The sequence below is a fragment of the Tsukamurella spumae genome, from assembly GCF_012396015.1.
Lineage (GTDB): Bacteria > Actinomycetota > Actinomycetes > Mycobacteriales > Mycobacteriaceae > Tsukamurella > Tsukamurella spumae.
Genome location: NZ_JAAXOQ010000016.1, coordinates 15310 through 27769, shown reverse-complemented (window position 1 = coordinate 27769; position 12460 = coordinate 15310). Strand labels below are relative to the sequence as shown.

Genomic DNA, 12460 nt, shown 5'->3' with positions numbered 1-12460 from the left:
TCATCCACAGGTTCGGGGTTATCCACAGGCGGGCCGATTCTCGGGGTTCCGACGGGCTTTCCGACGGTGCCTCCGGCCTACCTTCGTCGCATGAACGGCGAACGAGAGGCGGCGCCCGAGGCCGGCGCGGCCGAGGAGCAGATCTTCGCGCGACCGGCGTGGTTGGAGGAGTTCGCGGGCGGCGCCGCGCGGGCGCCCGCCGAGCCTGCCGACCCGGCCCCACGGGGTCGGGATGCCCGCCTGGAGGACGACGATTTCTGGGACCCGGAGCCGACGGGGTGGCGCGCGACGGTCGACCGGGTGCGGACGACGCCGCGCGCGGCGATCGCGCTGATCGTGGTCGGCGTGGTCGCCGCAGTGGTGGCCGCGGTCGCGGTGGTCGGGTCGTCCGACTCGGGCGGCTCCGGTCCGTATCCGGTGGTGAACTTCGCCGGGGCGTCGGCGAGTGCACCCGCGGGCGGTGCGGATGCCGGTGCGTCCGTTGCGGTTCGCCCCTCCAGCGCGGCGCCGTCGGAGCTGGTGGTCGCGGTCGTCGGGCTGGTCCGGGCCCCGGGCCTGTACCGCCTGCGGCCGGGCGCGCGGGTGGCGGACGCCCTGACCGCCGCGCGGGGCGCCCTCGGCGGGGCGGACACCGCCAGCCTGAATCTGGCGCAGCCGCTGCGGGACGGCGATCAGGTGGTGGTCGGTGTGGTGGACCCGAGTTCCGGTGTGAAGCTTCGCAGTTCGGTGGTGTCGGGCGCGGCGCCCGGGGCCGCGGGACCCGTGTCCGCGGGGGCTCCGACGGGGGCTCCGGCCGCCGCGGCCGGCACCGTGAACATCAATACGGCGGGCGCCGCCGAGCTCGACAAGCTGCCCGGCGTGGGCGCCGCGACGGCCGCGGCGATCGTCGCGTACCGGGACCGCAACGGGCCCTTCCGCTCGGTCGACGACCTGGCGAAGGTCAGCGGGATCGGGACCGCGAAGCTCGCGAAGATCAAGTCGATGGCCACGGTGTGAGGGATGCGCGAGCAGCTGGACCTGCGGCTCCTTCCGGCGGCGATGGTGTGCTGGGCCGCGGCGATCATCGCGCTGGTGTCGGCCGTGGCCGCGTGGTGGGTGGCGGGGGTCCTCGTGGCCGCCGCCGGGCTGGCGGCGCTCGTGCGGGGGCGCGCCCGCCGGCCCGCGGTGCAGTCCCTCGCCCTCGTGGTCGTCGCGGCGGCGGGCCTCGGCGCCGGGGTGGCCGTGTCGGTCGCCTTCCGGGTGCACGACCGGGAGCGGGCGTCCATCGCGGACTTCGACGGCGCGGGCCCCGTGCAGGTCCTGCTCGAGGTCGAGGAGTGGCCGCGGCAGAGATCGGGCGATCCGGGCGGGCATCTCGACGCCTCGCGCGTACTGGTGCCGGGCACCGTCCGGGCGGTGCGGACCTCTCATGGTGCGGTCGCCGCGCGGGGCGGGATCCTGCTACTGGGAGCGGGTTTCGATCTCGGCGCACTGGTTCCGGGGGAGCGGATCGCGATCCGGGCGACGGTGCTGCGCAGTGCCCGGCCGGGCCTCGTCGCGGCCGTGCTGATCGGGTCGGGGCAGCCGGCGGTGCTCGATCACGCGCCGCCCCACTTCCGCGCGGCCGCGGCGGTGCGGCGGGCGCTGTCGGATGTCGCGGCGGCATCCTTGCAGACGGACGCCGCGGGCCTGTTGCCGGCGCTGGTCCTGGGCGATGAGTCGGCCACCCTACCGACGGTGCGCGGCGACTTCCAGGACTCCGGGCTCACCCACTTGACGGCCGTGAGCGGCGCCAACTTCGCGATTCTGGCGCTCTGCGTCCTGGGCGCGTGCGCCGCCGCGGGGCTTCCGTTGCCGGCGCGTGCCGGGCTGACCGCGGCCGCCATGATCGGCTTCGTGGGATTGGTGGGCCCGACGGGGTCGGTGGTCCGGGCCGCGGTGATGGGGCTGGTCGGCGTGGCGGCCCTGGCGCTGCGGCGCGGGCGGCAGCCGTTGGTCGCGTTGTTCGCGGCGGTCGTCGTGCTCATGGTGGTCCGGCCCGTACTGGCCAGGGACATCGGCTTCGCCCTGTCGGTGGCCGCGACTGCCGGGCTGGTCCTGTGGTCGCCGGTGCTGCGTGATCGGCTGGTGGCGGCGCGCGTGCCGGACACCCTCGCGGGCCTGCTCGCGGTGACTGTCGTGGCCCAGGTGGTGACGCTGCCGCTGCTGGTCGCGTTCTCCGGCCGGGTTCCGTTGGGCGGGCTGGTCGCGAATCTGTTGGCGGGCCCCGTGATCCCGGTGATCACGGTGGTGGGGACGCTGGCGGCGGTGGTGTCCCCGGTGGTCCCGCCGATCGCGGGGGTGGCGGTGCGGGCGACGGGGCCGGAGCTGTGGTGGGTGATCACGGTGGCGCGGTGGTGCGCGCGGATCGGGGTGATCGAGGTGCCCGGAGGCACGGCCGCCGGCGTTCTGCTCGCCGCGGCGTGCGTGATCGTCGGTGGGGTCTGGAAGTATGGGAGTCGTGGTGGACAGCGCGCGGGTGCACGTGGTGGTGGGGACCGAGGGCCTCCTGGTGGAGCGGGCGGTCGCCGCGATCGTCGACGCGGCGCGCGCGAGTGCGGGTGACGGCGGCATGGGGCTGCCGGGTGGCGCCGGTGACGCGGTCCCGGTCACGCGCATCCGGGCCGGCGATGTCGACCAGTCCGAGCTGGTGGAGCTGCTGAGCCCGTCGTTGTTCGCGGAGGAGCGCATCGTCGTCCTCGAGGCCGCCGCCGAGGCGGGCAAGGCTCCCGTCGATCTCATCGTGGAGGCGGCTCGGAACCCGCCGGACGGCATCACCCTGGTGATCGAGCACAGCGGAGGTGGCCGCGCGAAGTCGATGGTGGCGGCCCTGAAGAAGGCCGGGGCCGTGATGGTCGAGGTTCCGACGATCACTTCCGCCCGTGATCGGGCGGACTTCGCCAAGTCGGAGTTCCGCGCGCAGAAGGTCCGGGTCTCCGACGAGCTGGTGGACCTGCTCGTCGATTCCGTGGGCAAGGACCTGCGGGAGCTGGCGGCGGCCATCGCCCAGCTGGTGGCGGACACGGGCGGCCGCGTGGACCTCGCGGCGGTGCATCGCTACTACGCGGGGCGCGCCGAGGTCACCGGCTTCGAGATCGCCGACAAGGCGGTCGCCGGACAGGTCGCGGCCGCGCTCGAGGCGCTGCGCTGGGCGCAGCACCGCGGCACCCCGCACGTGCTCATCGCCGACGCGCTGGCGGACGCGGTGCATTCGGTGGCGCGCATCCGCGGCCTCGGCCGCACGCCGGACCAGTACCGGGACGCGGGGGAGCTGGGCATGGCGCCGTGGAAGGTGAAGAAGATGACGCAGGTGGCGCGCCGGTGGCGCGCGGAGAACGTGGCGAGCGCGCTGCAGGCCGTGGCGGCCGCGAACGCGGATGTGAAGGGCCAGGCGGCCGACCCGGACTACGCGCTGGAGATCGCGGTTCGCAAGGTCGCCACCCTCGCGGGCTGAACCCGGGAGGCCGAGCGGCGGGGCGGGCGGGACCGTCGAACGCCGTCACCCGTACCCGGATACGCGAAAACCGCGCCGTACCCTCTCCGGCCCGCGTGGTGCCGGTGGTGGTGCGGCGCGGTGATACGCGCGTCTAGCGGAAGATCAGAGCTTGTTCAGAGCCAGCGACAGCGCCGACTTCTTGTTGGCGGCCTGGTTGGCGTGGATGACGCCGGCGCTGGCGGCCTTGTCGAGCTGACGGCTGGTGCTGACGAGGAGCTCGCCGGCCTTGGCCTTGTCCCCGGCCTCGACGGCCTCGCGGAAGTGGCGGATGGCGGTACGCAGCGACGACTTCGCCGACTGGTTGCGCAGACGGTTGCGCTCGTTGGTCTTGATCCGCTTGATCTGGGACTTGATGTTGGCCACGCGTTCAAACTCTCTTGTCTCGAATAGGACAGCCGGTGATGACTGCCGACGTACCAGGTTACCAGCGGCTCGGATACAACCCAAATCGCGGCACCGGCCGGTGGAACGGCGTCCGACGCCCAGCTTGCCACGCTGTGAACGATGCGCTGCCGAAACGGCGCGGGTGCGGCACGATGACCGAGTGACCCCGCAGAAACAGGCCAAGGCCGGCACCACGGGACGCACATCGGCGTCCGCGACCCGGAAGCCGTCCGCCGTCCCACGACTGTCCGACGACGCGCCGCTGTTCGCGCGCTACGACGAGGCACCGTCGTTCGGGCGGGCCTTCGACGAGATGTTCGCCGACGACGGCACCGTGCGCGCGCCCTACAAGCGGATCTTCGGCGCGCTCGCGTCGGCGGACGAGTCGGACCTGGCGGCCCGCGTGGACGCGCTCGGCACCGCGTTCATCGACCAGGGCATCACCTTCTCCCTCGAGGGCCGCGAGCGGCCCTTCCCGCTGGACCTGGTGCCGCGCGTGATCGCCGCCGCCGAGTGGAACCGGCTGGAGAAGGGGATCAAGCAGCGGGTGCAGGCGCTGGAGATGTTCCTCGACGACATCTACTCCGAGCAGGAGATCCTGCGCGACGGCGTCGTCCCGAAACGTCTGGTCACCTCGTGTGCGCACTTCCATCGCCAGGCCGCCGGCATCCGCCCGCCCAACGGGGTGCGCATCCACGTCGCCGGGATCGACCTGATCCGCGACGCCGAAGGAACCTTCCGCGTGCTCGAGGACAACCTGCGGTCCCCGTCGGGCGTGAGCTACGTGATGGAGAACCGCCGGGCCATGGCCCAGGTCTTCCCGGACCTGTTCCAGCGGCACCGCGTGCGCGCCGTCGCCGACTACAGCTCGCACCTGCTGCGGGCCCTCCGGCGCAGCGCCGCGTCGAACGAGGCCGACCCGACGGTGGTGGTCCTCACGCCCGGCATGGCGAACTCCGCCTACTTCGAGCACTCCCTGCTCGCCCGGCAGATGGGGGTCGAGCTGGTCGAGGGCCGCGACCTCTTCTGCCGCGACAACGTGGTCTACATGCGCACCACCAGCGGCGAGCAGCAGGTGGACGTGATCTACCGCCGCATCGACGACGAGTACCTCGATCCGATGCAGTTCCTGCCCAACTCGGTGCTGGGCGTGGCGGGACTGCTCAACGCGGCCCGCGCCGGCAACGTGGTGATCAGCTCCGCCGTGGGCAACGGCGTCGCCGACGACAAGCTGACCTACACCTACGTCCCCGACATCATCGACTACTACCTCGGCGAGAAGCCGCTCCTGCAGAACGTGGACACGCTGCGCTGCTGGCTCGACGACGAGCGCGAAGAGGTGCTCGACCGCATCGACGAACTCGTCATCAAGCCGGTCGAGGGGTCGGGCGGCTACGGCATCGTCTTCGGGCCCGACGCGAGCGAGAAGGAGCTCGCGACGATCCGCCGGAAGGTCATCGCGGACCCGCGCGGCTGGATCGCCCAGCCGGTCATGCAACTGTCGACGGTGCCGACGAAGATCGGCGAGCAGGCCCGGCCCCGGCACGTGGACCTGCGTCCGTTCGCGGTCAACGACGGCGACGACGTGTGGGTGCTGCCCGGTGGCCTCACCCGCGTCGCGCTCCCCGAGGGCTCCCTCGTGGTGAACTCGAGCCAGGGCGGCGGCTCCAAGGACACCTGGGTGCTCGCGGCCCGGTCCTCGGCCGCGGAGGCGGAACTCGAAGGCGTGGAGGTGGTTCCGAGCCGCGACCTCGCCGAGCAACAGCAGGTGGAGATCGGTCCCGAGCTCAGCTCGCAGGATCAGCAGCAACAGCAGGCACGCCAGCGCCCGCAGGCACGAGAGGAGGAGCGTCATGCTCGCCCGTAACGCTGAGGCGCTGTACTGGATCGGCCGGTACGCCGAACGCGCCGACGACACCGCCCGCATGCTGGACGTCACGGTGCACCAGTTCCTCGAGGACGCCACCGTCGACGAGGACCGGGTCTCCCGGCAGCTCGTCCGCGTCCTCGGCATCCCGGAGCCGCCGGCGGACCAGCCGCTCGACCTGCGGTCCGTCACGGAGGTGGTCGCGTACAACCGCGACCCGGGCAGCGGCTCGATCGCCGCCACCATCGCCGCGGCCCGCGAGAACGCCCGCGGCGCACGGGAGGTCACCAGCTCCGAGATGTGGGAGTGCCTCAACGCCACCTACAACGGCATCGCCGAGCGCGAGCGCGCTGCCCGGCGGCTCGGCCCGCACGAGTTCCTCAACTACATCAAGAACCGCGCGGCGATGTTCTCCGGCCTCACCGACTCGACGCTCTCGCGCGACGAGGGCTACCGCTTCCTGCTCCTCGGGCGCTCCATCGAACGGATGGACATGGCGGTGCGCCTGCTCCTCTCGCGCGCCGGCGACCGCGCGAACGCCCCCACCTGGGTCACGGTGCTCCGCGCGACGGGCGCCCACGACACCTACCTGCGCACGCACCGCGGCGTGCTGGACGCCACGCGCGTCGTCGAGTTCATCCTCGTCGACCGGCTGTTCCCGCGGTCGGTGATCCACGCGCTCACCACGGCGGAGGACTGCCTGAGTGCGATCGAGGGCGGCCGCGAGGGGCGGCTCGGCACCCACACGGAGGCACAGCGACTGCTCGGCCGGGCGCGCGGCGAGCTCGAATTCCTCGCGCCGGGAGAGCTTCTCGACGATCTGCAGCGCCGCCTGATCGCGCTGCAGGAGCTCGGGCAGGCCGCGAGCGAGGCCGTCACCGCCCGCTACTTCCACGTGACGCCGTACGTCGCCTGGACCGACGCCCGCGCCCGCGGAGACATCGACACCATCCTGGAGGGGGAGCTGTGAGCTGGCGTCTACGAGTCGTGCACTCCACCGGTTTCGGCTACAACGCACCGGTCACCTCGTCGTACAACGAGGCCCGGCTGACACCGCGCAGCGACCAGCGGCAGAACGTGATCCTCAACCGTGTGGAGACGGTGCCCGCCACCCGCGTCTACCGGTACACCGACTACTGGGGCACCGCGGTCACGGCGTTCGACCTGCACGCCCCGCACACGGCGCTCGAGGTCACCGGCGCCTCCGTCGTGGAGACCGAGGCCGCCGACGACGCCGGCGAGGTGATCGGCTGGGACGAGCTCGCGGCGGATCGCGTCCGCGACCGGTTCGACGAGCTGCTCAGCTACACCGACTACGTGCCCAAGCAGCGCAAGCTCGCCGCGCAGGCCAAGAAGCTGGTCAAGGACCTCGAGCCCGACGAGGCCGTGCTCGAGGTGTGTCGCTGGGTGCACGAGGAGCTGGACTACGTGCCCGGCACCACCGGCGTGCATTCGTCGGCGACCGACGCCTGGGAGGAACGCAAGGGCGTGTGCCAGGACTACGCGCACCTCACGCTCCTGCTGCTGCGCAGCATCGGCATCCCGGGCCGGTACGTCTCCGGCTACCTGCACCCGCAGCACGACGCGGAGGTCGGGTCGACGGTGGCGGGGGAGTCCCATGCGTGGATCGAGGCGTGGACGGGGCAGTGGCGCGGCTACGACCCGACGAACGACGTCCCGATCAGCGAGCGGCACGTCTCTGTCGGCGTGGGCCGCGACTACGCGGACGTCCCGCCGCTGCGCGGCGTGATCGCGGGCGGCGGCGCATCGGATCTCGATGTGGTCGTGGAGATCACCCGCCTCGCATGACCGACGACACCCCGCTGTGGATCGCCGTCCGCGGCGCCCGGGTGCACAACCTGCGGTCCCTGGACGTCGACGTGCCGCTGCGCCGGCTGGTCGCCATCGCCGGTGTGTCCGGCAGCGGCAAGTCGTCGTTGGCGATGGGCGTCCTGTACGCCGAGGGCTCGCGCCGCTACCTCGAGGCGCTGTCCACGTACACGCGACGCCGCATGTCGCAGGCGCCGCGGGCCGCCGTCGACGCCGTCGAGCACGTCCCCGCGGCACTCGCACTGCGGCAGCGGCCCGGCGTCCCCGGCGTGCGCAGCACCTTCGGAACCAGTACTGAGCTGCTGAACGTGCTGCGGCTCATGTTCTCCCGGCTCGCCGCGCACCGCTGCCCGAACGGGCACTACCTCGAGCCCACGATCGACGTCGCCGCCGGACTCGACCTCACCTGTCCGGTCTGCGGTGCGGTCTTCACCCCGCCCGGAGCGGAGTCCCTGGCCTTCAACTCCGACGGTGCCTGCCCCACCTGCGCCGGGACGGGTACCGTCCGCGAGATCGACGGGGCCGCACTGGTGCCCGACCCCACGAGGACAATCGCCGACGGTGCCGTCGCGCCCTGGTCGATGTTCGGCTTCTCCTTCATGCCCCAGGTCGTCGCGGATCTCGGCGTCCGGATCGACGTGCCCTACGACGACCTCACCGATGCCGAGCGGGAGATCGTGCTGCACGGCCCCGGCGAGAAGCGGAAGGTGGCGGTCTCCAGCAAGAGCGGCAAGCTGTTCGAGGTCAACTTCACCTATCGGAGCGCGAACGCCGCCGTGCAGGAGGCGCTCGACAAGGCGACCACCGAGGCGGGCCTCGGGCGGGTCAACCGGTTCGTGCACGCGGGCCCGTGTGGCGACTGCGGCGGCACCCGACTGAGTCCGGAGGCCCGTGCGCCGCGCATCGGCGATCTCGGTCTCGCCGACGTCACCGCGATGACCCTCGACGAGGTGGTGGCGTGGGCACCGGGCACCGTCGGACCGCTCCCGGCCGACATGCGCGAGATGGCCGGAATCCTTGTCGACACCCTGGAATCGATCGCGCGCCGCCTGGTGGAACTGGGGCTCGGGTACCTCGGCCTGGACCGCGGTGCGGCCACCCTCTCCACCGGTGAGCGGCAGCGGGTGCAGCTGGCGCGGGCGGTCCGCAACCGCACCACCGGGGTGCTGTACGTGCTCGACGAGCCCTCGGTGGGCCTGCATCCGGCCAATGTCGAGGGCCTGCTCGGCGTGGTGCGGGACCTGTTGCGGGACGGCAACTCCGTGGTCGTCGTCGATCACGACCTGGACGTCGTGCGCGAGGCGGAGCACCTCGTCGAGATCGGCCCCGGTTCCGGCGCGGAGGGCGGCCTCCTGATCGCGCAGGGCACCGTCGCCGAGATCGAACGGGACCCGGACTCCGTGCTGGGCGACTACCTCGCGGGCCGCGTGCCGGTTCGGACCCGGCCCCGCACCGCCGACGACGAGGTCTTCGCGCGGGGCCGCATCCACCTCGAGACCGAGCCGATCCACACCGTGCACGCTCTGTCCGTCGACCTGCCGATCGGCCGGATCACCACGGTGACGGGCGTTTCCGGCTCGGGCAAGTCCACGCTGGTGCTCGAGGCCCTGGTTCCTGCGCTGACGGCCGCGGCGGAGGGCGAACCCCCGCGTGCACCGGTGACTGCCCTCGATGCGCCGAGCCTCGGCCGGGTGAACCTGGTGGACGCCACGCCGATCGGCGTCAACGTGCGCTCGACGATCGCGACCTACAGCGGCGTCCTCGACGACCTGCGTCGGGAGTACGCCAAGACCGCGGCCGCGAAGGAATGAGCCTGAAAGCCGGTGCCTTCTCCTACAACACGGGATCGCTGCGCTGCCCGCGGTGCGAGGGCACGGGGCAGGTCTCGCTCGACGTCCAGTTCCTCCCCGACGTCGACATCGAGTGCCCGGTGTGCCTGGGCCGACGGTACGCCCCCGAGGCCTCGGCGGTCCGCTGGCCCGAGGGCGGCGACGGTGCCGGCCTCGCCCTCCCGGATCTGCTGGCGCGCAGCGTCCGCGAGGCCGCCGAGCTCGTGCCGGTGCCGCGGATCGCCACGAAGTTGCGCACCCTCGTCGATCTCGGCCTGGGCTACCTCACGCTCGGCGAGGCCACCCCCGCGCTGTCGGGCGGCGAGGCGCAGCGGCTCAAGCTCGCGGGTGAGCTGGGGCGCGATCAGTCCGACGCGGTCTTCGTGCTCGACGAGCCCTCAGTGGGCCTGCACCCGAAGGACGTCCGGGTCCTGCTGGACGTGCTGCAGCGACTCGTCGACCGCGGCGCGACGGTCATCGTCGTCGAACACGACCTGGACATGATCGCCAACGCCGACCACGTCATCGACCTGGGCCCGGGCGGCGGGGCCGCGGGCGGCACCGTCGTCGCCCAGGGGACGCCCGAGCGGATCGCGGCGACCCCGGACAGCGTGACCGGCCGGTTCCTGCGGGCGCACCTCGCGCGGTCCGGTCGCGCGCGATGAATCCGGCTCAGGACCAGCCGTAGTCGTTGCGCAGGCGCTGGGCGACGGATTCGAAGCGGCGCCGGTCCAGGACGGCGCCCTCGCGCCGGATCCCGTCCTCCGGCACGTCGAGGACCCGGTCGAGGCGCACCCACGAGGGGCGACGGTCCTCGTCCCACGGGCCGGAACCGATGCCGACCCAGTCCGGATCGCCCATGTGCTTGTCCTGACTGGAGAGCATCAGGCCGAGCAGGACGACCCCGGAGCGGCCCACGACGAGCACGGGCCGGTCCTTGCCCTGACCGGCGTTGGGCCCCGTCGTCTCCTCGAACTCGACCCAGGTCCAGACGACCTCGCCCGGATCGGCGCGCCCGTCCAGTTGGGGTGCGTACACCACCGACCGGGCCATCAGTTCGGTCCGGGTCGAGGTGCGGGTCACGGGGCGTCCGGGGGTGAACTCCTTGGGCTCCGACGGTGCCTCGAGGCCGAGCGCCTGGTTCACCGTCTGGGTGACCACCTGGGTGATCGCCTCCCGGCCCGCCCGCACGGGAGGGCTGTTCACGACCTGCGCCGCGAGCCGTGGGCCGTGCTCGCGCGCGAGCTTGGCCGCCACGGCCGCGAAGCGGGTGAAGTCGTTCGCCATGCTGCAAGGATAGATCGCCTCTCTCCGCATGGGCGTTGGGAATATCCCAATACGCGCGTAGGCTCTGGTCATGGACCACGAAATGCGAGAACTCGGTGAACGTATTCGTTCCCGCATGTCGTCGATGAGCCAACGGCAGCTGGCGGAGCGGGTCGGGATGAAGCCCGATGCCCTCTCGCGTGCCCTCAACGGACAGCGTGGGATCTCGTCCCTGGAGGTCGCAGCGATCGCCGAGGCGATCGGGGCGGACACGCACTGGATCATCACCGGTCGCGAAGCCCCGAACCGGATGACCATCGCTGCGCGACATGACTGGGACCCGGAGTCGAGGGAGCGTTCCAATGTCGGGCGCGAGGCGGATGTCGTGGTCCTCGACAAGATCGCGAGCGCGTACCGGCAGGCGTTTCCCGAGGGTGCGTTGGTATCGGCCACGCTTCCGGGCGACCCCGCTCACACGCGAGAGGTGCTCGGGCGCGGTTTCGTCGCGTCGTTCGCGGAGCGGCTGGAAAGCCGATTGGGTGTTGACGTGATCAGGATTCCCGGACTCAGCACGGACTATTCGCTGCGGATAGGTGGGCGGGCGGTCATCGTTCTCGTGAGTACGCCGAACTGGTTCCGGAACAACTGGTCGGCGGCCCACGAGTTGGCGCACCTCGCGTTGGGGCACCACGATGAGGGCACCGGCGTGCGGCAGAACGAGAACTCCGCGGACCTGTTCGCCGCGGAACTCCTTCTCCCGGAGGAGGAGATGCGTGGGATCGATTGGCGCGTTTCGACTCTCGCGGACGTCGCCGCCGAGTTATGGAACCGGGGCGTATCCGCCCGTGCTCTCGCCACGCGGCTGAAATGGCTCGAACTCGCGGATCGGGAGTTGGTGGACGCGCTCACGGCCGAATCGACTCAGCAGATTCTGCGAAAGCACTTGCCGGCGATGATGAACGACCGGTTCCTGATCCGCCGTCGAGGCGAGGGGTCGATCGGGAGGCTGTTCCCGGAGAGCCTCGTCGCGATTCTCGAGGAGCGGGTTTCCGCGGGTGAGGTCGATCCTGAATTGCTCGCCTGGGTGCAGGACGTGGACGTCGAGGAGATCGACTACCCGGAACCGGACCTGGATGAGGAGAGAGCCGCTGAACGCTACGCGTCTGCGGTGGCTCACGGACCGACGTCGGCCGAACTGCAGTCCTATCTCGCAGCGGCGCGGCACGCTCGGTGACGGGGCGAACGTGGCGGTTGATCGCGGTCAAGGCCGAGTGTAGGGCGCTGCAACGCTTCACGTGCACGGTCGATTGGCCGCGTCTTGCAGGCGGCCGCCGGACCGCTTCGCATCCACGGGCATGGGAGTGGGAGGCCCAAGCGATGGTCCGTACCCTGCGTGAGAGGTTCCGCGCGGGGGACATCGTGGTCGTCGTCGAGTCCGCCGACGGCGAGCCGGTCGCCGTCGCACATCTGTCGTTCGAGCTCGATGCTGAGGTCCGGAGCGCGCACCTGAATGTGATCGCGGTCCGAGTGGAGGACAGGCAGGCCGGGGGATCGCGCATCGCCGACGAGGTGATTGAGCGTGTCCGTGCCGAATGTCGCAGGCCCGAGCGGTCGGTTGAGGCGATCACCGCGGTGATTCACGTGAACAACCGTGCCAGCATCCGGATGGCGCAGCGCAACGGCTTTGAGCCGCTCGGCGCGGTACGCGGCTCATATCAGACATGGGTCCTCGATCTTCAGGGCTGATCATCCGCCGCCCGGTCTGGTGAC

Annotated in this window: 10 protein-coding genes and 2 pseudogenes; 10 read left to right on the top strand and 2 right to left on the bottom strand. The window is 71.7% G+C overall.

Translation table 11 applies throughout. The features are described from left to right. The first annotated feature begins 90 nt into the window (after nucleotides 1-90). From HF999_RS12860 to holA, 3 genes are read left to right on the top strand one after another with little or no spacing between them, the layout of a single operon-like run. A complete protein-coding gene (locus tag HF999_RS12860; protein WP_168546265.1) occupies nucleotides 91-996 on the top strand; it encodes a ComEA family DNA-binding protein in 906 nt (301 codons plus the stop codon). A gap of 3 nt (nucleotides 997-999) precedes the next feature. Beyond that, on the top strand, nucleotides 1000-2583 hold the full coding sequence (locus HF999_RS12855; RefSeq protein ID WP_168546264.1) for a ComEC/Rec2 family competence protein: 1584 nt from the start codon (nucleotides 1000-1002) through the stop codon (nucleotides 2581-2583). Continuing rightward, on the top strand, nucleotides 2483-3472 hold the full coding sequence (gene holA / locus HF999_RS12850; protein ID WP_312854137.1) for a DNA polymerase III subunit delta: 990 nt from the start codon (nucleotides 2483-2485) through the stop codon (nucleotides 3470-3472). Before HF999_RS12855 ends, holA begins: the two co-directional genes overlap by 101 nt. 144 nt (nucleotides 3473-3616) lie before the next feature. Here holA and rpsT read toward each other — a convergent pair whose 3' ends face one another. After that, nucleotides 3617-3877 carry a 30S ribosomal protein S20 gene (gene rpsT, locus HF999_RS12845; RefSeq protein WP_068572410.1) on the bottom strand — a complete coding sequence of 87 codons (261 nt, stop codon included), beginning with the start codon at nucleotides 3875-3877 and terminating at the stop codon, nucleotides 3617-3619. Between the two features lie 334 nt (nucleotides 3878-4211). Here rpsT and HF999_RS12840 point away from each other — a divergent pair, with 334 nt between their 5' ends. The 4 genes and pseudogenes from HF999_RS12840 (at nucleotide 4212) to HF999_RS12825 (ending at nucleotide 10089) form a co-directional block, all read left to right on the top strand. Further along, a complete protein-coding gene (locus tag HF999_RS12840; protein ID WP_246207758.1) occupies nucleotides 4212-5765 on the top strand; it encodes a circularly permuted type 2 ATP-grasp protein in 1554 nt (517 codons plus the stop codon). After that, nucleotides 5752-6735, top strand: coding sequence for an alpha-E domain-containing protein (locus HF999_RS12835; RefSeq protein ID WP_168546261.1), 984 nt, complete (start codon nucleotides 5752-5754; stop codon nucleotides 6733-6735). Before HF999_RS12840 ends, HF999_RS12835 begins: the two co-directional genes overlap by 14 nt. Next, nucleotides 6732-7574: a transglutaminase family protein gene (locus tag HF999_RS12830; protein WP_168546260.1), complete on the top strand. Its 843-nt coding sequence runs from the start codon at nucleotides 6732-6734 to the stop codon at nucleotides 7572-7574. The genes HF999_RS12835 and HF999_RS12830 overlap by 4 nt, the downstream gene beginning before the upstream one ends. Next, nucleotides 7571-10089 (top strand): annotated as a pseudogene (locus HF999_RS12825) (excinuclease ABC subunit UvrA). The gene HF999_RS12830 and the pseudogene HF999_RS12825 overlap by 4 nt, the downstream one beginning before the upstream one ends. Before the next feature lie 7 nt (nucleotides 10090-10096). Here HF999_RS12825 and HF999_RS12820 read toward each other — a convergent pair. After that, complete coding sequence (locus HF999_RS12820) at nucleotides 10097-10711, bottom strand: type II toxin-antitoxin system PemK/MazF family toxin (RefSeq protein ID WP_168546259.1); 615 nt, start codon at nucleotides 10709-10711, stop codon at nucleotides 10097-10099. Between the two features lie 70 nt (nucleotides 10712-10781). Here HF999_RS12820 and HF999_RS23170 point away from each other — a divergent pair. The 3 genes and pseudogenes from HF999_RS23170 to HF999_RS12810 all read left to right on the top strand — a co-directional run. Then, a pseudogene (locus HF999_RS23170) lies at nucleotides 10782-10958 on the top strand (helix-turn-helix domain-containing protein); the annotation flags it as partial. A 42-nt stretch (nucleotides 10959-11000) separates the two neighbouring features. Continuing rightward, on the top strand, nucleotides 11001-11924 hold the full coding sequence (locus HF999_RS12815; RefSeq protein WP_246207742.1) for an ImmA/IrrE family metallo-endopeptidase: 924 nt from the start codon (nucleotides 11001-11003) through the stop codon (nucleotides 11922-11924). Next, nucleotides 11921-12436 carry a GNAT family N-acetyltransferase gene (locus HF999_RS12810; protein ID WP_312854135.1) on the top strand — a complete coding sequence of 172 codons (516 nt, stop codon included), beginning with the start codon at nucleotides 11921-11923 and terminating at the stop codon, nucleotides 12434-12436. Before HF999_RS12815 ends, HF999_RS12810 begins: the two co-directional genes overlap by 4 nt. Nucleotides 12437-12460: the final 24 nt, after the last annotated feature.